Below are 20,643 nucleotides of genomic sequence, written 5' to 3' on the forward strand. Positions count from 1 at the left end.
CGCAGATGGAGAGGACAGGACGACGCATGGCCGTAGTATTCACCGGAGGGGAACTGTCCCGCTGGCTGGATGCCGGGACACTGGAAAGAGGCAGGCAACGCGCAGGTGCCGTGCACGCGCTGCACTACAGGGCGCCGCTGCTGACCGCGCAGGTGGAGACCTGGCAGGTGACCATCGACCTGGACGCCAGCGCCCGTGCTCCGCGCAGCCCTCTGCAGAGTCGCTGCACCTGCCCGGCGGGAGGCTCCTGCGAGCATGTCGCTTCGGTCCTGTTGGCGGCACTGGGCACGTCACTGGAGGGCGACACGGGCCCGCTACGTCCCGCTGCGCATCCGACGCTGCCAACCCTGCCGATCCAGGCGATGACACCGATCCTCCATCTGCACAGCCTGGAGTACCGACCCGACTGGCTCACCGAGCGCGATCCTTCGCAGTGGCTGGACGTTGCCACCCTCGCGTTCGAGTACGACGAGCACGTACGCTTTCTCGACGACCCGTCGCCGTTCGTGCATGGCCCGCAGGGCCAGCTCTACCTGCTGCCGCGTGACCTCCACGAGGAGGCACGGCGCGAAGATGAACTGCGCAGCGTGCATCTGCACCGTGAGCGGCAGCCACGCATCGTCCTGGACGGCGGCGGCCCATTGTTCGAACTGCGCAGTTTCGACTGGACCCGCTTCCTGCTGGATGACGTGCCGCGGCTGGAGGCCCTGGGCTGGAAAGTGGAGGCAGACGACGATTTCCGCCATCGCATCACCCGGGTGGATGAAATCGATCTGGACATCCAGGCGGACCCGCAGGATGCGGGCTGGTTCAATCTGGGCCTGGAGATCCAGGTGGACGGCCACAACGTGTCCATGGTTCCGCTGCTGCAGCAGGTACTGAATGCCGATCCTCGCTGGTCGCGCGGACAGCTGGACGCCATTGGCGATGACGAGAACATCCTGCTGACTGCCGGTGGCAATACGCGCCTGGCGCTTCGGGCGTCGCGATTGAAACCGGTCATTGCCCTGCTGGCCGACCTGTTCACCCCGCGCGATGTGCCGTTGCGGCTATCGATGCACGATCGCGGTCGGCTGCAAGCCCTGAAGGACGACGCACACCTGCAGCTGCGGGGCCACGGGGACACCCAGGCACTCGTGCAGCGCCTGCTGCAGGCGCCTGCCCCGGAAGACGTAGCAACGCCTGCCGGATTGCAGGCGACGCTGCGTGGCTATCAGCGCGATGGCCTTTCGTGGCTGCAGTACCTGCGGCAGCAGCGCCTGGGCGGCGTACTGGCCGATGACATGGGACTGGGCAAGACCCTGCAGACCCTGGCCCATCTGCTGGTCGAAAAGGAAAGCGGCCGCCTGGACCGGCCGGCACTGCTGGTGGTGCCGACCTCACTGCTGCACAACTGGCAGAGCGAAGCGGCACGCTTCACCCCGGACCTGCGCGTGCTGACCCTGCACGGATCGACGCGCGAGACGCTGTTCGACGCGATTCCCGCGCATGATCTCGTACTGACCACGTACCCCCTGCTGTGGCGCGACGAGCATGCGCTGCAGGCACATGCCTACCATCTGCTGATTCTGGATGAAGCCCAGCAGGTGAAGAATCCGAAATCACGCGCTGCCGTCACCCTGCGCACGTTGCAGGCCCGCCATCGCCTGTGTTTGACCGGTACGCCGCTGGAAAACCACCTGGGCGAACTGTGGACGCAGTTCGATTTCCTGCTGCCCGGCCTGCTCGGCACCGAGAAGCAGTTCAACCAGCATTGGCGCCACCCCATCGAACGCGGCAGCGACCATCGCCGTGCCCAGTTGCTGGCGCAGCGGCTGCGCCCGTTCATCCTGCGCCGACGCAAGGACGAGGTGGCTGCCGAGCTGCCGCCGAAAACCCTCATCATCCGCGCGGTGACGATGGAGGGCGGGCAGCGCGATCTCTATGAAACCGTTCGGGCGGCAATGGAGAAACAGGTCCGCGAAGCCATCAGTGACAGCGGTCTGGCGCGCAGCCACATCCGGGTGCTGGATGCGCTGCTGAAGCTGCGCCAGGTCTGCTGCGATCCGCGGTTGCTGCCGGGCGAAACGACGGCACGCAACGCCGGTTCGGCCAAGCTGGAACTGCTGCGCGACATGCTGCCGTCGATGGTCGAGGAAGGCCGGCGGATCCTGTTGTTCTCACAGTTCACCGGCATGCTGGCGCTGATCGCGCAGGCGCTGGACGATCTGGGGCTGGCCTATGTGACCCTGACCGGCGATACCCAGGACCGGGCCACGCCGGTGCAGCGTTTCATGCAGGGTGACGTCCCGGTGTTCCTGATCAGCCTCAAGGCAGGTGGCGTGGGGTTGAACCTGACCGCGGCCGACACCGTCATCCATTTCGATCCCTGGTGGAATCCCGCCGCCGAGAACCAGGCCAGTGACCGCGCTCACCGGATCGGCCAGCAGCAGCCGGTGTTCGTCTACCGGTTGATCGCCGCAGGCAGCATCGAAGAGCGTATTGCCGAGCTGCAGGAACGCAAGGCCCTGCTGGCCGAATCGATTCTCGAAGGCGGTGGCAGCGCTGGGCCGCGCTTCAGCGAGGAAGACGTGCAGGCGCTGCTGGCGCCGTTGCCGGGAAAACCACCTGCGTCGCGCAGGGTACGTCGTCGGATCTGAGCTCTAACCCTTTCCGCTCTGGTAAAGCACTGCAATCTTCAGGCGGGCGCTATTTCCGCCATCACCTGCTTCAGACCATCCTGCCATGCCGGCAGGACGATGTTGAAATCCTGCTGCAGCTTGCGGTTGTCCAGCACCGACCAGGCCGGGCGCTTGGCCGGCGTCGGATACTCGGAACTGGGAATCGCCTCGACGGCCGGCACCTTCGCCAACACCCCGGTAGCCAGCGCTTCGGCGAAGATCGCCTCGGCAAACCCATGCCAACTTGTCTGCCCATCGGCAGTCAGATGCCAGGTTCCGGACAACTGGCCCGGATGCTGCAGCACCTGCGCAGTGACATCGGCAATCAGCGCCGCCGGCGTCGGCGTACCCACCTGGTCAGCCACCACGCGCAGCTGCTCTCGCTCGGCGCCGACGCGCAGCATGGTACGCAGGAAATTCGCACCATGCGACGCATACACCCATGCCGTGCGGAAGATCAGGTGGCGTCCTGCCGCTGCCCGTATGGCGTCCTCACCATCACGCTTGCTGGTGCCGTAGACACCCAGCGGCGCGGTCGGTTCGTCCTCACGGTACGGGGCGGAACCCTGCCCATCGAACACATAATCGGTGGAGTAATGCACGAACGGCACGCCATGCGCCGCGCACCAGCGTGCGATCACGCCCGGCGCCTGCGCGTTGGCCGCAAAGGCGGCGTCGACCTCCTGTTCGGCACGGTCGACGGCGGTGTAGGCGGCCGCGTTGACCACGATCGACGGCTGCAGCCGGTCAAGCAGGGCCGGCAAGCTGTCCGGCTGGCCGAAATCGGCGGTTTCGCAGGCGCTGCCATCGGGCAGGACGCCGCTGCGGGTGGTCGCGACCACCTTGCCCAGCGGCGCCAGCGCGCGCAGCAGCTCCTGGCCGACCTGGCCGTTGCCGCCGAATACCAGAACCGTCATGGCACGTAGACCGGCAGGCGATCCTCAGGAATGTCCTTCAGGAAGGGGGCTCGCTCGTCCTTGGCAGACAGCATTGGAGAGCCCAGCGGCCAATTCACTGCAATTTCGCTGTCATTCCAGCGAATGCCTGCATCTGCCTCGGGCACATACACATCAGTGCACAGGTAGTGGAAAAGCGCGCGCTCGGACAACACCGCAAAACCGTGGGCAAAGCCCTCCGGAATCCAGAATTGACGCTTGTTGTGCGCACTCAGCACCACCGCCTCCCATTGCCCGAAGGTCGGGGAGCCATGACGAATGTCGACGGCCACGTCGTAGACCTCACCTTCGAGAACGCTCACCAGCTTTCCCTGCGGGCGTGGCCATTGGTAATGCAGGCCGCGCAGGACCCCCTCGCTGGAAGAGGACACATTGCTCTGCACGAACTGGGTCGGCAAACCCAGATCACCGAACCGCTCAGCATTCCAGCCCTCAAAGAAAAAACCGCGCTCGTCGCCGAACACTTTCGGTTCAATCACCACGCAACCCGACAAACAGGTTTCAATGACTTTCACGGAACCACTCCACGCAATGCCAGCTTCCGAAGATAATGGCCATAGGCATTCTTGATGAGCGGTGCAGCCAGTGCTTCCAGCTGCTCGGCGGTGATCCATCCCTTGCCAAACGCGATTTCTTCCGGGCAGCAGACCTGCAGGCCCTGACGGGTCTGGATGGTCTCGATGAAGTTGGATGCCTCCAGCAGCGACTGGTGGGTGCCGGTATCGAGCCAGGCGTAGCCACGGCCGAGCGCCTCCAGATGCAGGTGGCCTTCACGCAGGTAGCGCTGGTTCAGATCGGTGATCTCCAGCTCGCCACGCGGCGACGGCTTGAGCTCAGCCGCATAGTCACTGGCATTGCCGTCGTAGAAGTACAGGCCGGTGACCGCGTAGTTCGATCGCGGATTCTCCGGTTTCTCGACCAGGTCGATGACCTTGCCGTCCTTGTCGAACTCGGCCACGCCGTAGCGTTCCGGGTCATTGACCCAGTAACCGAACACGGTCGCACCCTGCTCGCGCTGGTCAGCGTTGCGCAGCACTTCGCGCAGGCCATGGCCATGGAAGATGTTGTCACCCAGCACCAGGCAGCTCGGCTTGCCGGCGACGAAATCACGGCCGATCAGGTAGGCCTGGGCCAGGCCATCGGGGCTGGGCTGCACGGCGTACTGGATGTCCATGCCCCACTGCGAGCCGTCGCCGAGCAGCTGCTGGAACAGCGCCTGCTCGTGCGGCGTGTTGATGATCAGCACTTCACGGATGCCCGCCAGCATCAGCACGCTGAGCGGGTAGTAGATCATGGGTTTGTCATACACCGGCAGCAGCTGTTTGCTGACGCCCTTGGTGATCGGATACAGCCGGGTGCCGGAGCCGCCGGCGAGGATGATGCCCTTGCGCTGGGTCATGAGGTCTCCTGGGTTTTCAGGCCGCGGTGCCGATGCGCTGCAGACGGTAGCTGCCGTCGAGCACGCCGTTGACCCATTCCTGGTTGTCCAGGTACCAGTCAACGGTGAAGGTGATGCCCTGCTCGAAGGTGTAGGCCGGTTCCCAGCCCAGGTCGTTCTTCAGCTTGGAGGCATCGATCGCGTAACGGCGGTCATGGCCCGGGCGGTCGGTGACGTAGGTGATCTGGCTGCTGCGCGGCTGGCCGTCCGCGCGCGGGCGGCGTTGGTCCAGCAGTGCGCAGATGGCCTGCACCACTTCGATGTTCTGCTTTTCCGAATTGCCGCCGACGTTGTAGGTCTCGCCGACCTGGCCCTTGGCCAGCACGGTGCGGATCGCTTCGCAGTGGTCGGACACGAACAGCCAGTCGCGCACCTGCTTGCCATCGCCGTACACCGGCAGCGGCTCGCCGGCCAGCGCCTTGGCGATCACCAGCGGGATCAGCTTCTCGGGGAAATGATACGGGCCGTAGTTGTTGGAGCAGTTGGTGGTCAGCACCGGCAGCCCGTAGGTGTGGTGGAAGGCACGGACCAGATGGTCCGAAGCGGCCTTCGACGCCGAATATGGGGAATTCGGAGCATACGGCGTGGTTTCGCTGAACTTGCCGGTCTCACCCAGGGTGCCGTACACCTCGTCGGTGGACACGTGCAGGAAGCGGAAGGCCGCGCCCTGTTCGGCCGGCAGCGCCTTCCAGTAGTCGCGCACCGCTTCCAGCAGGCCCAGGGTGCCCACCACGTTGGTCTGGATGAAGGCGCCCGGGCCGTCGATGGAGCGATCCACGTGGCTCTCGGCAGCAAAGTTGAGCACGGCGTCCGGCCGGTGCTCGGCCAGCAGGCGGGTGACCATCGCCTGGTCGCCGATGTCGCCCTGCACGAACACGTGATCCGGGTTGCCGTCCAGGCTGGACAGGGTCTTCAGGTTTCCGGCGTAGGTCAGCACATCGAGGTTGATGACCTTGACACCGCGCGCGACGGCCTCGAGAACGAAGTTACCGCCAATGAATCCGGCGCCGCCGGTGACAAGCCATGTGGGCACTACCTGTTCTCCTGATCGATGCATCGGAGGTCGGCGGCATCAAAACCGTCCGATTCAGCTCCACAGAATACATCGGGGGCATCCTGACAACGGCGTGCCGTGCATGAACGAGGGGCAAAAAGGACGCGATTCTTCCGCATCGCAGCAAAACCATACGCATTCGCATGGTGCCTTCAAGCCGGCTAGAATCGGGATCCCACCCCCGAACCGGTTGCTGTTCCAGAACCGGGCGTTCTCCGCAACTGTGAGCCGGCCGGTGGCCGGCACTACAAGGATCGAGCAGCAGATGAAAATCCTCGTCGCGTACAAGCGCGTGGTGGACTACAACGTCCGCATTCAGGTCAAGCCGGACGGTTCCGGCGTGGTCACCGACGGCGTCAAGCTGTCCCCCAATCCGTTCGATGAAATCGCCCTGGAAGAAGCCCTGCGCCTGCGCGACAAGGGCATCGCCAGCGAAGTCGTGGTTGCCACCATCGCCCCGGCCGATGCCCAGGCGCACCTGCGCAACGGTCTCGCCATGGGCGCCAACCGCGCCATCCACGTCGTCACCGACCAGGCCATCCAGCCGCTGACCGCGTCGCGCACCCTGCTCAAGCTGATCGAGAAGGAACAGCCGGACCTGGTGATCCTCGGCAAGCAGGCCATTGACGACGACGCCAACCAGACCGGCCAGATGCTGGCCACGCTGTGGGGCCGCCCGCAGGCGACCTTTGCCAGCAAGCTCGAGATCGCCGACGGCAAGGCCACGGTGACCCGTGAAGTCGACGCCGGCCTGGAAACGCTGGAAGTGGACCTGCCTGCCGTGGTCACCACCGACCTGCGCCTGAACGAGCCGCGCTTCATCAAGCTGCCGGACATCATGAAGGCCAAGGCCAAGCCGCTGGAAACCCTGCAGCTGGCCGATCTCGGTGTTGACGCCGCCGACACCTTCAAGACCACCCACTACAACGCGCCGTCCAAGCGCAGCAAGGGCGTGATGGTCAAGGACGCGGCCGAACTGGTTGCCGCACTCAAGCAGAAGGGGCTGCTGTAATGAGCAAGATTCTCGTCATCGCCGAACACCACGACGGCAAGCTCAACGCCGCCACCGCCAAGACCGTCAGCGCCGCCGCCGCCATCAGTGGTGCCAGCATCGATGTGGTGGTGCTGGCCGCCGACCCGGCCGGCGTTGCCGCCGAAGCCGCGAAGATCGCCGGCGTCGCCAAGGTCCTGACCGTGGCCAACGCCGCCAACGCGCAGGCCATCGCCCAGGTACTGGCACCGCAGATCGCGCAGCTGGCCAAGGGCTACACCCATGTGTTCGGCCCGTCGACCACCTTCGGCAAGGACCTGATGCCGTGCGTGGCGGCCCTGCTCGGCGTCAACCAGGTCTCCGACCTGATGACCGTCGAAGGCAGCCACACCTTCAAGCGCCCGATCTACGCCGGCAACGCGATCATCACCGTGGAAGCCCCGGCCGACCAGATCGTGGTCGCCACCGTGCGCGCGGCCTCCTGGCCGGAAGCCGCCCAGGGCGGCAGCGCCGCCATTGAAGCGGCGAGCGTCGACGCCGCGCTGCCGACCCACACCCGCTTCGTCGGCCTGGCCGCCGGTGCCAGCGACCGCCCGGATCTGCAGAGTGCCAAGCGCGTGGTCTCTGGCGGCCGCGGCGTCGGCTCGGAAGAGAACTTCAAGGTGATCTTCCAGCTGGCCGACAAACTCGGTGCCGCTGTCGGTGCCTCGCGCGCCGCCGTCGATGCCGGCTACGTGCCCAGCGACCTGCAGGTTGGCCAGACCGGCAAGATCATCGCGCCGGAACTGTACGTGGCCGTCGGCATCAGTGGTGCCATCCAGCACCTGACCGGCATCAAGGATGCCGGCACGATTGTCGCAATCAACAAGGACGGTGATGCGCCGATTTTCGAGATCGCTGACATCGGCCTGGTCGGGGATCTGTTCACGATCCTGCCGGAGCTGGAAACAGCACTGAACTGAAGACACCTGAAAGATGCCACGGAATCAAAAGGTTACGTGGCATCTCCAACCGTCTCGGGGCCCGCAGGGACGCTGGCCTGGATCACTCGTCCTTGCATTACCTATCGCTATAATCCCGGGTCAACCCGTGTAAGGACTGCATTGATGACGCTTCCGTGTTTCAAGGCCTATGACATCCGTGGCCGCGTTCCGGATGAACTGGATGAACGCCTTGCCTGCCGTATCGGCGCCGGCACCGCCGCGTTGCTGGGCCCGGGACCGGTGGTGGTTGGACACGACATCCGCTTGAGCAGCCCCGCGCTGCTGCAGGCCGCCATCAAGGGCCTGACCGCCAGCGGCCGTGACGTCATCGACATCGGCATGTGTGGCACCGAGGAGGTCTATTTCCAGACGTTCCACCGCCGTGCCGCCGGCGGCATCATGGTCACCGCCAGCCACAACCCGATGGACTACAACGGGATGAAGCTGGTGCGCGACGGCGCCAAGCCGATCAGCGGTGACACCGGCCTGTTCGATATCCGCGATTTCGCCGCCTCAGATGCCCCGCTCGGCAACGGCACTGGAACCGTGACCCAGGATGCCGACAAGTCGGCCTATATCCAGCACCTGCTCGGCTATGTCGATCGCGCCAGCCTGAAGCCGCTGAAGATCGTCACCAATCCCGGCAACGGCGGCGCGGGACTGGTCATCGACCAGCTGGCTCCGCACCTGCCGTTCGAGTTCATCCGCATCCAGCATGAGGCCGACGGCAGTTTCCCGAACGGCATCCCCAATCCGCTGCTGCCGGAGAACCGCGCGGCCACGCGTGATGCGGTGCGCGCCAACGGCGCCGACTTCGGCATCGCCTGGGATGGCGACTTCGACCGTTGCTTCTTCTTCGATGCCGAAGGCAACTTCATCGAGGGCTACTACCTGGTCGGCCTGCTGGCCACCGCCCTGCTGGCCCGCCAGCCGGGCGGCAAGATCATCCACGACCCGCGCCTGACCTGGAACACCGTGGAAATGGTCGAGCAGGCCGGCGGCGTGCCGATCATGAGCAAGACCGGCCATGCGTTCATCAAGGAACGCATGCGCGCCGAAGACGCCATCTATGGTGGCGAAATGAGTGCGCACCACTACTTCCGCGAATTCGCCTACTGCGATTCGGGGATGATTCCCTGGCTGCTGATCGCACAGCTGGTGTCCAGCACCGGCAAGTCGTTGGGCGAACTGGTGGCCGATCGCATGAAGGCTTACCCGTGCAGCGGCGAGATCAACTTCCGGGTGGACGATGCCAAGGCCACGGTCGCGCGTGTGCTGGCTCATTTCGAGGCTCAGCAGCCGCTCCTGGATCGCACCGACGGCGTCAGCGCCGACTTTGCCGAATGGCGCTTCAACCTGCGCAGTTCCAATACCGAACCACTGCTGCGGCTGAACATCGAGACCCGCGGCAATGCAGCATTGCTGCAGGACCGAATCCGCGAGCTGACTGCCCTGATTGGCGGCACGCCAGCCAATCACTGAGAAGGACATACTTCGCATGACCCCCATTGTTCCCGTCATTCTGTCCGGCGGCTCGGGCACGCGGCTGTGGCCGCTGTCGCGCGAGGCCTATCCGAAGCAGTTCCTGCCGCTGGTCGGCGATGACACCATGCTGCAGGCGACCTGGAAGCGGGTTGCTTCCATCGCCGGCGCGGCACCGATCGTGGTCGCCAACCAGGAGCACCGCTTCATGGCTGCCGAGCAGCTGCGCGAGTGCAAGGTGCTGCCGCAGGCGCTGATCCTCGAGCCGGTGGGCCGCAATACCGCTCCGGCCATCGCGATCGCCGCGCTGCAGGCCTTGGCCAATGGCGATGACGCGCTGCTGCTGGTGCTGCCGTCCGACCACGTGGTCCGCAACGAAGCGGCCTTCCACGCGGCGGTCAAGCAGGCCGCCCTCGCTGCCGAGTCCGGCAAGCTGGTCACCTTCGGCATCGTCCCGACCGCACCGGAAACCGGCTACGGCTACATCAAGGCCGCTGCAGGCGAAGGCGTGCGCGCCGTCGACCGTTTCGTCGAAAAGCCTGATCTGGCCACCGCCGAGCAGTACGTCGCTTCCGGCGAGTACTTCTGGAACAGCGGCATGTTCCTGTTCAAGGCCTCGCGTTACCTGAAGGAGCTGGAAGCCCTGCAGCCTGCGATCCTGGCCGCCTGCCGTCAGGCGCTCGACAAGGCCGCCCGCGACAACGACTTCATCCGCCTGGATGCAGAGGCCTTCGCCGCCAGCCCGAACGACTCCATCGACTACGCCGTGATGGAAAAGACCGCCGACGCCGCCGTCGTACCGCTCGATGCCGAGTGGAACGACGTCGGATCGTGGTCGGCGCTGTGGGAGGTGTCCGACAAGGACCCCGATGGCAATGCCTGCCACGGCGATGTTATCGCCGTGGACTGCAAGAACAGCTACGCCTACGGCAATCGCCTGATTGCAATGGTTGGCCTGCAGGACATCGTGGTCGTTGAAACCGATGACGCCGTGTTCGTGGGCCACAAGGACCGCGTGCAGGACGTCAAGGAAATCGTAGGCCAGATCAAGCGCGATGGCCGCAGCGAAGCCGCCGCCCACCGCAAGGTCTACCGCCCCTGGGGCGCCTACGACTCAATCGACAATGGCGCGCGTTTCCAGGTCAAGCGCATCACCGTCAAGCCGGGCGCAACGCTGAGCCTGCAGATGCACCACCACCGTGCCGAGCACTGGATCGTGGTCAGCGGCACCGCCGAGGTCACCCGTGGTGATGAGGTGATCCTGCTGTCGGAGAACCAGAGTACCTACATTCCGCTGGGCGTGACTCACCGACTGAAGAATCCGGGCAAGCTGCCGCTGGAACTGATCGAAGTGCAGTCCGGCAGCTATCTCGGCGAGGACGATATCGTGCGCTTCGAAGACAGCTACGGGCGCGCCTGAGCCCTTCCCGCGTCACGCATGAAAAAAGGCCGGGAACATGACTCCCGGCCTTTTCCTTTGCCGCTTGGCAGCGATCAGTTGTCGCCGAACAGATCGCGCGTATACACCTTGTCAGCAACGTCGAGCAGTGAATCCGCCATACGGTTGCTGATGATCACATCCGCTTCCTGCTTGAACGCCTGCAGGTCATTGACTACCCGCGAATTGAAGAACTCCGGCGCATCCAGAACGGGCTCGTGGACGATCACGTCCACGCCCTTGGCCTTGATGCGCTTCATGATCCCCTGAATGCTGGAGGAACGGAAATTGTCCGAGCCCGCCTTCATGATCAAGCGGTAGACGCCTACGACCCTGGGCTTGCGGCGCAGGATATCGGCTGCGATGAAATCCTTGCGCGTGGTGTTGGAATCGACAATCGCCCGGATCAGGTTCTGTGGAACGCTCTGGTAGTTGGCCAGAAGCTGCTTGGTATCCTTGGGCAGGCAGTAGCCACCGTAACCGAACGATGGGTTGTTGTAGCCTCTGCCAATGCGTGGATCCAGCGAAATGCCTTCGATGATCTGTCGGCTGTCCAGGCCATGAGTCTGCGCGTAGGTATCCAGTTCGTTGAAGTAGGACACCCGCATCGCCAGGTAGGTGTTGGCGAACAGCTTGATGGCTTCTGCTTCGGTTGAATCGGTGAACAACACCGGGACATCTTTCTTTTCCGCCCCGGCTTCGAGCAGCGCCGCGAACGTCTTGGCCGCCTCGGAATGATCGCCGACGATGATCCGGGACGGATGCAGGTTGTCGTACAGGGCGCGGCCTTCACGCAGGAATTCCGGCGAGAAGATGATGTTCTGGACACCGAACTGTTCACGCATCCGACGGGTAAAACCCACGGGAATGGTTGACTTGATGATCATCGTCGCCGACGGATTGATCGACAGCACCTTCTTGATGACGCTTTCAATCGAGCCGGTGTTGAAGTAGTTGGTTTCCGGATCGTAGTCCGTCGGTGTGGCGATGACGACAAAATCAGCACCTTCATACGCTTCGTACGGATCAAGCGTTGCACGGAAGTTCAGCGCGCCGCCCGCCAGCGCGCTCTGAATATCCGCATCGACGATCGGCGATTCACCGCGGTTGAGTTTTTCTACCTTGTCTGCCAGCACATCCAGCGCCACGACTTCATGCTGCCGTGCGAGGAGTACGCCATTGGAAAGTCCGACATAGCCGGTGCCTGCGATTGCGATTTTCATGGTGCTCTCGGTCAAATATCAGGGAAGGGCGGAATTCTTTGCTGCGACAGACAACGGCCGGGGCGCAGGATCCCGCCCGAGCGAGCCAATTAGTTCACGAGCCAGCAGGTAGCCGACAACAAGCAGATTCCAAGCCGCGTAGGGCCAGCGTACGTTGCTCATCATGTGCCAGAAACTGCCGGTGACGAAAGGCCGCCATAGCGCGCTGAACTCAGGCACATACCAGCACAGGTACTCCTCGGAATAATTGTCAGCCCAGCATGCATCCATCTGCTCCTGACCGTACAGGTAGCCATCGACAGCAACCCAGGCAGACAACACCAGGATAGCCGTGACCAGCAATCGCCGTGGCCACGCGACGGCACGATCCTGCATTGCCAGAGCGATAAACAGGCAAGCAGGCGCGCAGAGATAGAGAAAGAATCTCGGACCCCAGAAGGCACCGCCGTACCACGCCCACCACTTGGAGTAAAAGAGGATGGGCAGCGCCAATGCAGCCAACGCAATCCACGTCGCGCGCGCATCGAGCTGCAGCATCTCCCGGACGCGACGGCTCAAGACAAGAACCAGCGCGGGAATATAGAAGACGAGTCCCTTGCCGAAGGACATCAAGAGGGACAGGACGCCAAAGAACATCGGATAGCTGAACCCGGGGCGCCCTGAGTACGGCAGGACAGTCGCGAAGCCGTGCTCGCCATCGGAGAGGTAGCCAGAGTCAAAGCCGCCGTACTTGATCAGCGTCTCGCCCAGAAAGATCGCTCCTGCGATCAAGAGCGCAAGCATTGGCAATGGATTGCGACGCACGAGCAGCCATACGAAAGCAACGGCGGCGAAGGGGACAAGCAATGCCGGCGTAGTGACACAAGCCAGCGCCAGCAGCAACACCGCGATCAAGGAACGATGACTGATCCAGAGGATCCCCAGCAACAGGCACAGGCTGGTCAACACCTCGCCGTAATAGTGCTGCAGATGGTGGGGAAACATCGACGCCGCCATCATCAGGAGCAGCCATGTACGGCCCGTTTCCGGCGAATAGCGCTGGGCCAGTTCGGGATAGGCAGCGGCTCCCATCACCAGAAAAACCAGGCCGTTGAAGTAGGCGACCAAGTGTGCCGGATCGATACCCACGGCATTGGCCAACCACGCCAATGGCATGGAAAGCGCGGGCTGGATCATCGAGAACTTCGAATAGCCCCCGCCCTCCCCCAGCCAGTACTCGATGGTCTGGTAGCGGACAGCAGCATCACCCAAGATGGCAGGGTGAAGGGTCAATGCGATGACCACGACACCGGCTGCGATCAGGCCCCATTCGATGGCAGAACGGCTGGACTTCATGCGAATGCGTTGCTCAGGGGTTCGGTGGTCTTGCGGCATCAAGCTCGGCGACGGCCGGTTGCATGCCATGATCGTGCAGCCAGGCACGCCCCTCCAGCACGCCGCTTACCGCCAGACGTGCCCTTGGTTCCTGCCTATCCGGAATCTTGAACGTCGTGATGAAATCAGAGCCAGGTGCAACATTCACCCCACCTGTCGGATCCACGCGTTCGGTCCAACGCGCCGAATCGGGGCCTTCGGCATCGGTAAACCACTGCCATGAAAGCCTGAAGGGTGCGTGAGACCTGGAGGTCAAGAAGTGATCGCCACCATTGTGGATACGTACCTGTACGGAATAGCCATCTGACTGACGCCGCAGCGTAACGACCTCGATCGACACACGCGCCATTTCCGTCAACCGCATCTGGCTTCGGGGTGTGTCCGAAGGCTCAGGATGGCGCACGATCTCCAGTGAGTCCGCCATTTCCAACGGCAACGCAAGATGCAGCTTTTCTGCAAAGAATGCCTTGGCTGCCCCTATTCGTTGCTCTGCCTGTTGCTCGGGCGACGCTTCAACGTTGGCGGTGTAGCCCGGCGGACTGTTACCGGAATAGCCATTGAGTGTCGGCCTGCCCAGCGATTGGGCCAGAATCACTCCGTCCAGTTCATCCTCGTAAAACGGCACTTCGGGTCGCAATGGATTGAAAATCACCGCATCGACGGGTAGCTGCGAGGGCAGCTGGGTGCGCAGACCTGTATCGTGTAGACGTGCCGTCTGGATATCGAAATGGACCGTGTGCATCGACCCGGACTCAGCCACCATCGCCAACGCGAAGGCACCAGCAACAAGCAGTCCTGCTGTTCCCTTTGTTCGCAAAGCATCCACGCCGACAGCAACAAGCAGCGCGACTGGCAGGGCCAGTACCAAGCCGATGCGTGCCATGGCGCGGATGGAGCCAACACCTGGCAACTTGACCAGCAGCATATAGAGGGATACGCCCCCCACACTCAGGGTCAGCGCCACCACGATGACGATCGCGCCCAGCGCAACCCATCGTGATGGCAGCCGTGACATGAACAGGCCGACGCCCATCAACCCCAGAATACCCAGACCAAAGAAAATCTGTTGCTCATGGCGCATCGGCATGCGCGTGGCCAACTGCTGACTGAGACCGCCCCACACTCCCGACGAATCGGCCAACAGGTAACTCTGTGGCCGGGGCAGCAGCGAAGCGATCTCCGCCGCAGCGCGCTGGAAACCGTATAGCTTTGAATAATGCAGGTACGGGTACATCAGCACGGCGATCATCACCGCTGCGGCCACGATCGTCAGCGAGGCCAGGATCAGCTCGCGCCGGACAACACCCTGTGGGTAGTGCTGCCATTGCTCGAACCATTGACGAGGCCCCCACCCTTCCAGCAGCCATTGCGCCAGCGCCCATGCCGCCAGAAAAAGCAGCATGAAGTAGCCCAGGTAGATGGAGATATAGAACTGTGCCGCAACCGCGAGCGCGAGCGCGGCCAGCCATCGCCAGCGTCCATCTCCGCGGAAGCACTGCCACAGTAGCAGGCCGATGGGAATCAGGAAGCGATACGTCAGCTGCGCGTGGCCATACCGCGCAACCACCGGCATCGCGAAGGTGAATGCAAACGCCGCCAGCGCGCTGGCCAGCGGCGAGAAGCGCAGCCGGCGGAAGACGTAGTGGCTCGCCACGAAATTCAGCAGGTAGCCGCAGAGGAACCACAGGTCGAATGCCTGGTAACGGTCCCAGCCCAGCGCGCGGAAGATCGCGTAGATCCACGCCGTTCCCCAGTGGTTGTCCGAGAAGGTCAACGCACCGGGCATCGGGTAGAAGAAGCCCGGGCTCACCAAGCTGGCTTCGTGCCCGCCCAACCAACGGTAGAAATGCTCCAGCACCACATTGTTGAAGCGGGCATCGCCCAGGTCGCCGGGCACGCACTGCAACTGGCAGGTCAGCGCCAGCGGCACCAGCCAGAAACCGACAATCAGCAGCAGCAGCGGCCACACCAGCCGAGCAACGCTTGCCGTGTTGCCGGGCGCTTGGCCGGAATCAGGCATGGACAGCATGCTCGGCCTCCGGGGCGTCAACGGCAACGGTAGTCGTTGCTCATGTGGCTGTCGCGGAATGGATCCGTCAGCGCGTCGGTGTACTGACCCATCAGCAGTCGGTGGGTCGGCAGCAGGTTCCGGCGGTAGAAGCGGCTGAACGAGGCAAGGCGCTCACCGCGCGGGGTCAGCTTCACGCAGCCATGCTCGATATCGATCGTACCGGACTGCAGTTGCTCGGTCAGGCGGACTTCCACGAGGTGATGCTCGCGTACGTATTCCTCGGTGAAGACCTGCCTGAACGCATCCTCGCGGATGCCACCGCCACGCTGCTGCAGTTTCTCCAGAATGTAGAACGACAACGAGCGGTCGATCACCGTCGGCACCGAAATGGCGAACAGGTATCCGCCCAGCAACCAAATAGCGGCCAGCTGGATCAGTTCCAGGCGACTGAAATCACGGAAGCACTTGAGCAGGTACAGCGTGCCGAAAACAACCACCAACGCGATGAGTGCATCCAGGATGCTGGCGTACAGAACCACATTGACGCGGAAATAGCGCATGTGCAGGTAGTAGGTCAACAGCAGAACGGCAATGAAGGCAACGGTGGCCAGGATGGCGCGCAGGTACTTGTTCATTTGAACACCACGAATTTGTTCGCAAGGAAACTGAAGGCCATCTGCATGCCGGTGGCAAGCAGGAAGCCGATGCGGTAGTCATAGCCGAGCCGATCGGCCCAGACATACATCACCAGGGCATGCAGGACGGCGATGGCGGCGTAGACCAGCAGAAATAGCGAGCCCTGCTTCACCACGCTGCCCTGCTGGCCGCGGAACACGAAGTAGCGGCTGCCCAGAAAGGACACCGAAATGCCGAACACGGCGGCGATGGCATTGGCGATCCCAGCCAGGGGAATGTGCAGCACTTCGATGTTGAAGCGCAGCACGCTGTAATGCACTACCGTAGCGACAACGCCGTTGATCAGGTACCTGATCAACTGGCCACCCAACGCGCGCTCAGGTGCGGCGGGCATGCTGTACCTCATCGACGAATTCACGATAACTGCCTGCGACCAGCACCCCGCCGCTGCGGATCATGCCCGACAGCATCAGGATGATCAGCGTAAGTGCCGCTGTCTGCAGGAACACTAGCAGTAGGATGCCGAAGGCCAACGAGAACCAGCCAGGCGTAGCGAAGCCCATCGTCTTCAACAGCAATGCCACCACGCCACCGACCACTGACAGGCCCGCTACGAGCGTGCAGGCAATGCCCACGCGCACCAGTACATCCTCGGCAAATACCATCAGCGCGCGGAAGCCATGCAGGGCCAGGCCAACGAAGTTCATCTTGCTGCGCCCGGCATAACGCGCGCCACGATCCAGTGCACAGGTCTGCACGCGCAATTTGGAGCCGAGCACAGCAGCCGCCACGTGCGTCCACAGTTCCTGCATCGAAGACAGGCGGCGCACCGCCGGCATCTTGGCAGCCATGAAATTACCGAAGCTGATCTTGCGCCCGCTCAGCAGCGAGAACAGGAGCTTGTAGACGATGTAGAACGACTTGAACTTCAGCGATTCGACCCGGCTCTTGCGGGTAGCCACAACCACGTCGACATCGGGCGATGACAGCCCACCGACCAGTTCAGTGATGCTCTCAGGTGTGTCTTCGCCATCGGAATCCATCGAGATGACGATCACATTATCATCGAAATGCTCTGCAACGTAGCTTAGGCCGATGGCAATGGCGCGTTGATGCCCGACGTTGCGACGCAGCTTGATCACCACGCCTTCCAGTGCGGCTGCCTCAATGGCCGACACCTGCAACGGCTGGCGAACTGAACCATCATCCACCGCCACGACATAGGTATCCGGACCCTGGGTACGCGCCAGTTCCAAGAACAGCTTCGAGGAAGCTTCCAGGTCCTCATACACTGGCATCACCACAACCTTGCGCATCGTTGCGTCCTCAGGCCTGCAGGCGATGGCGGAAGTAGGCAATGGTTTCCTTCAGGCCGTCCTCCAGCGCGACCTTCGGCTCCCAGTCGAACGTGGCCTTGGCCAGGCTGATGTCCGGCTGGCGCTGCTTGGGGTCATCAGACGGCAGCGGGCGATGCTCGATCTTCGAGGTGCCACCAACCAGACGCAGCACGGTTTCAGCCAACTCAAGCATAGTGAACTCACCAGGGTTGCCAATGTTCACCGGCCCGGTGAAATCAGCCGGCGAATTCATCAGACGCAGCATGCCTTCGATGAGGTCATCGACATAGCAGAAGCTGCGGGTCTGGGTGCCATCGCCGTAGATCGTGATGGGCTCGCCCTTCAGCGCCTGCACGATGAAGTTGCTGACCACGCGACCGTCGTTGGGATGCATGCGCGGGCCGTAGGTATTGAAGATACGCATCACCTTTATTTCGAGCTGGTGCTGGCGCCAGTAGTCGAAGAACAGAGTTTCGGCACAGCGCTTGCCTTCGTCGTAGCAGCTGCGGATGCCGATCGGGTTCACCCGGCCCCAATAACCTTCGACCTGCGGGTGGATTTCCGGATCTCCGTAGACTTCGCTCGTGCTGGCCTGCAGGATACGAGCCCCGACGCGCTTGGCCAGGCCCAACATATTGATCGCACCGTGCACACTGGTCTTGGTGGTCTGCACCGGATCGTGCTGGTAGTGCACAGGCGACGCCGGGCAGGCCAGATTGAAAATGCGGTCAACTTCCACGTAGAGCGGGAACGTCACATCATGGCGCATCAGCTCAAAACGCGGATGGTTGAGTAAACCGTCAACGTTCGCCTTGCTGCCAGTGTAGAAGTTGTCCACGCACAGGACGTCATGACCTGCATCGATCAGACGATCACACAGGTGGGATCCAAGGAAACCGGCGCCACCAGTTACCAGAACGCGTTTTTGTTCTTCAGCCATGATCGATGCAATCCTCGGGATCGGTGGTTGCACTCCGGAGCAGGCCGCCATGACCCGCTTCCGGGATAGCCCCAGTCATTCAGTAATTGTATGCCAAGTCCGCGCCAAGTCGGCGGGAAGTCCTACAGGGCAGCGCCCAGCATCCAGGCCAGCGTCTCCTGCATTGGCGGAACCTGCCAGTCGCCTATCAGTCCCCGCAGGCGCTCGTTGCTGCCCAGCAGCACCTTGACTTCGTTGGGTCGGACAAAAGCCGGATTCACCCGGATCTCCAGCTGATGACCGGTCAGTTCCGCGCACAGCATGACAATCTCGGTCAGGCTGAGGCCACGGCCCGAGCAGACATTGACCACCTGCCCCCCAGCGGGCACCTGCAACAGCTGCCTGTAGGCGGAAACCACGGCCCTTACATCGCCAAAATCTCGGGAGACCTCCAGGTTGCCCAGTTCCATCACCGGCAGCCGCCGGGCGAAATGAGAGACAATTTTCGGTACCAGGAACTGCTCTGCCTGGCCGACACCGGTGTAGTTGAACGGCCGGACAATAGTGATCGGCAAGCGCTCACGCCACAGGCCCGCCACATGCTCCATGGCCAGCTTGCTCACCGCGTAGTCGTTGGCCGGCTCAGGCATCGTATCCTCGTCCAGGATACCGCTGGAGCGATTGCCGTAGATATTGGCACTGCTGGCCAGCAGGACGTGTTCGGGACGATGCCCGGCTTGGTCCAGGGCAGCGAGCAGGTGGCGTGTCCCCATCAGGTTCACGCTGTAGAAGTCCTCGACCTTACCGTGGCCAACGAATGCCAGCGCGGCCAGATGCACGACGATATCCGCGCGCGCCTCGGCTACGGCAGCCGTCACCGCCGCAGCATCTGTCAGATCGGCAACGACATGGTCATCAGCAGCGCTGGCTGCACCCTGCCCGCTCAACGCAACAATATGACAGCCCTGCGCACGCAGTTCCTCCACCATGTAGCGTCCGGTGAAGCCGGACGCTCCGGTGACAAGAACCCGCTTTCCGTTCAGGTCAGAACGAGAAACCACGCTCATTCCTCTTCAGGTCGGCTTCGACCATCATCTGGCACAGCTGTTCCAACGTGGTCTGGGGCTTCCAGCCCAAGATGCGCTCGGCCTTTTCCGGATTGCCGATCAGCAGATCGACTTCCGCCGGGCGATGGAACTTCGGATTGATGCGCATCACGGTCTTGCCGCTCGCGGCATCGATGGCAACTTCATCGATATCCCTGCCCTTGAACTCGACGTCGATGCCGGCCCCCTTGAACGCCATGCTGACGAAATCGCGGACGGTTTCGGTACGGTTGGTCGCCAGAACGAAAGTGTCGGGCTGATCGGCCTGCAGCATGCGCCACATGCCTTCCACATATTCCTTGGCAAAGCCCCAGTCGCGCTTGGCATCCAGGTTCCCCAGCTCCAGGCAGTCCAGCTGGCCCAGCTTGATCTTGGCCACCGAGTCGGTGATCTTGCGGGTCACGAACTCGCGGCCGCGCAGCGGGCTCTCATGGTTGAACAGGATGCCGCTGGAACCAAAGATGTCATAGCTCTCGCGGTAGTTCACCGTGATCCAGTGCGCGTAGAGCTTGGCCACGCCGTAGGGACTGCGCGGGTAGAACGGGGTGTCTTCCACCTGCGGCACGGCCTGCACCTTTCCGAACATTTCCGAAGTCGACGCCTGGTAAAAGCGGATCTTCGGGTTGACCAGGCGAATCGCCTCCAGCAGGTTCAGCGCGCCCACACCGGTAATCTGCGCGGTGGTGGTCGGCTGTTCGAAGCTCACCCCGACGAAGCTCTGCGCAGCCAGGTTGTAGATCTCGTCCGGCTGGATTTTCTGCACCATGGCCAGCGAGGTGCCCAGATCGGTCAGGTCATACTCGACCAGGTGCAGGTTCGGGTGATTGGTGACACCCAGTTCGTCCAGGCGCCAGAAATTGACGGAGCTGGTGCGGCGATAGGTGCCATACACCTCGTATCCTTTCTCAAGCAGCAGTTCGGTCAGGTAAGCACCGTCCTGGCCAGTGATGCCGGTGATAATCGCCTTCTTATTGCTCATTCCGATCTCTCTTCAAAAGTCTGGTTTGGCGGGTTCCGCCAGATCGCGGGGGCAAT

At 62.7% G+C, this 20,643-nt stretch carries 18 protein-coding genes; 5 read left to right on the forward strand and 13 right to left on the reverse strand.

Annotation, left to right across the window (positions count from 1 at the left end; genetic code table 11):
- Nucleotides 1–26: 26 nt before the first annotated feature.
- The gene (locus tag R1H25_RS13530; RefSeq protein WP_317223840.1) at nt 27–2,639 is read left to right on the forward strand and encodes a DEAD/DEAH box helicase; all 2,613 of its coding nucleotides are present in this window, start codon (nt 27–29) and stop codon (nt 2,637–2,639) included.
- A gap of 38 nt (nt 2,640–2,677) precedes the next feature.
- Here R1H25_RS13530 and rfbD read toward each other — a convergent pair whose 3' ends face one another.
- The 4 genes from rfbD to rfbB are packed head-to-tail and all read right to left on the reverse strand — an operon-like array spanning nt 2,678 to nt 6,087.
- On the reverse strand, nt 2,678–3,577 hold the full coding sequence (rfbD, locus tag R1H25_RS13535) for a dTDP-4-dehydrorhamnose reductase (RefSeq protein WP_317223841.1): 900 nt from the start codon (nt 3,575–3,577) through the stop codon (nt 2,678–2,680).
- Nucleotides 3,574–4,131, reverse strand: a complete 558-nt coding sequence (rfbC, locus tag R1H25_RS13540) for a dTDP-4-dehydrorhamnose 3,5-epimerase (RefSeq protein WP_099588602.1) — start codon at nt 4,129–4,131, stop codon at nt 3,574–3,576. Before rfbC ends, rfbD begins: the two co-directional genes overlap by 4 nt.
- Complete coding sequence (rfbA, locus tag R1H25_RS13545; protein ID WP_317223842.1) at nt 4,128–5,015, reverse strand: glucose-1-phosphate thymidylyltransferase RfbA; 888 nt, start codon at nt 5,013–5,015, stop codon at nt 4,128–4,130. The genes rfbC and rfbA overlap by 4 nt, the downstream gene beginning before the upstream one ends.
- A gap of 16 nt (nt 5,016–5,031) precedes the next feature.
- Entirely contained in the window at nt 5,032–6,087 is a 1,056-nt protein-coding gene (gene rfbB, locus R1H25_RS13550; protein WP_099588604.1) for a dTDP-glucose 4,6-dehydratase, read from the reverse strand.
- A gap of 286 nt (nt 6,088–6,373) precedes the next feature.
- Between rfbB and R1H25_RS13555 the strand changes: the two genes are divergently transcribed.
- From R1H25_RS13555 to R1H25_RS13570, 4 genes are all read left to right on the forward strand, one after another.
- Nucleotides 6,374–7,120 (forward strand): electron transfer flavoprotein subunit beta/FixA family protein, encoded by a 747-nt coding sequence (locus R1H25_RS13555; protein ID WP_317223843.1) that lies wholly within the window; start codon nt 6,374–6,376, stop codon nt 7,118–7,120.
- The gene (locus tag R1H25_RS13560) at nt 7,120–8,061 is read left to right on the forward strand and encodes an electron transfer flavoprotein subunit alpha/FixB family protein (RefSeq protein ID WP_099588605.1); all 942 of its coding nucleotides are present in this window, start codon (nt 7,120–7,122) and stop codon (nt 8,059–8,061) included. The genes R1H25_RS13555 and R1H25_RS13560 overlap by 1 nt, the downstream gene beginning before the upstream one ends.
- A gap of 144 nt (nt 8,062–8,205) precedes the next feature.
- Complete coding sequence (locus R1H25_RS13565) at nt 8,206–9,564, forward strand: phosphomannomutase (RefSeq protein WP_317223844.1); 1,359 nt, start codon at nt 8,206–8,208, stop codon at nt 9,562–9,564.
- Between the two features lie 16 nt (nt 9,565–9,580).
- Nucleotides 9,581–10,984: a mannose-1-phosphate guanylyltransferase/mannose-6-phosphate isomerase gene (locus R1H25_RS13570; RefSeq protein ID WP_317223845.1), complete on the forward strand. Its 1,404-nt coding sequence runs from the start codon at nt 9,581–9,583 to the stop codon at nt 10,982–10,984.
- 74 nt (nt 10,985–11,058) lie between these two features.
- Here R1H25_RS13570 and R1H25_RS13575 read toward each other — a convergent pair whose 3' ends face one another.
- From R1H25_RS13575 to gmd, 9 genes are all read right to left on the reverse strand, one after another.
- On the reverse strand, nt 11,059–12,225 hold the full coding sequence (locus R1H25_RS13575) for a nucleotide sugar dehydrogenase (protein WP_099588608.1): 1,167 nt from the start codon (nt 12,223–12,225) through the stop codon (nt 11,059–11,061).
- Nucleotides 12,226–12,243: 18 nt separating this feature from the next.
- Nucleotides 12,244–13,560: a hypothetical protein gene (locus tag R1H25_RS13580; RefSeq protein ID WP_241881822.1), complete on the reverse strand. Its 1,317-nt coding sequence runs from the start codon at nt 13,558–13,560 to the stop codon at nt 12,244–12,246.
- Nucleotides 13,561–13,573: 13 nt separating this feature from the next.
- Nucleotides 13,574–15,628, reverse strand: coding sequence for a hypothetical protein (locus R1H25_RS13585; protein ID WP_317223846.1), 2,055 nt, complete (start codon nt 15,626–15,628; stop codon nt 13,574–13,576).
- A gap of 17 nt (nt 15,629–15,645) precedes the next feature.
- Nucleotides 15,646–16,245 carry a hypothetical protein gene (locus tag R1H25_RS13590; RefSeq protein WP_099588611.1) on the reverse strand — a complete coding sequence of 200 codons (600 nt, stop codon included), beginning with the start codon at nt 16,243–16,245 and terminating at the stop codon, nt 15,646–15,648.
- Nucleotides 16,242–16,640 carry a GtrA family protein gene (locus R1H25_RS13595; RefSeq protein ID WP_099588612.1) on the reverse strand — a complete coding sequence of 133 codons (399 nt, stop codon included), beginning with the start codon at nt 16,638–16,640 and terminating at the stop codon, nt 16,242–16,244. The genes R1H25_RS13590 and R1H25_RS13595 overlap by 4 nt, the downstream gene beginning before the upstream one ends.
- Complete coding sequence (locus R1H25_RS13600; protein ID WP_099588613.1) at nt 16,624–17,562, reverse strand: glycosyltransferase; 939 nt, start codon at nt 17,560–17,562, stop codon at nt 16,624–16,626. The genes R1H25_RS13595 and R1H25_RS13600 overlap by 17 nt, the downstream gene beginning before the upstream one ends.
- 10 nt (nt 17,563–17,572) lie before the next feature.
- Nucleotides 17,573–18,523 carry a UDP-glucuronic acid decarboxylase family protein gene (locus R1H25_RS13605; protein WP_099588614.1) on the reverse strand — a complete coding sequence of 317 codons (951 nt, stop codon included), beginning with the start codon at nt 18,521–18,523 and terminating at the stop codon, nt 17,573–17,575.
- A gap of 122 nt (nt 18,524–18,645) precedes the next feature.
- Nucleotides 18,646–19,569, reverse strand: coding sequence for an NAD-dependent epimerase/dehydratase family protein (locus R1H25_RS13610; protein WP_199120713.1), 924 nt, complete (start codon nt 19,567–19,569; stop codon nt 18,646–18,648).
- A complete protein-coding gene (gmd, locus tag R1H25_RS13615; protein WP_099588615.1) occupies nt 19,547–20,587 on the reverse strand; it encodes a GDP-mannose 4,6-dehydratase in 1,041 nt (346 codons plus the stop codon). The genes R1H25_RS13610 and gmd overlap by 23 nt, the downstream gene beginning before the upstream one ends.
- Nucleotides 20,588–20,643 lie beyond the last annotated feature (56 nt).

The organism is Stenotrophomonas veracruzanensis (assembly GCF_032911525.1).
Lineage (GTDB): Bacteria > Pseudomonadota > Gammaproteobacteria > Xanthomonadales > Xanthomonadaceae > Stenotrophomonas > Stenotrophomonas africana.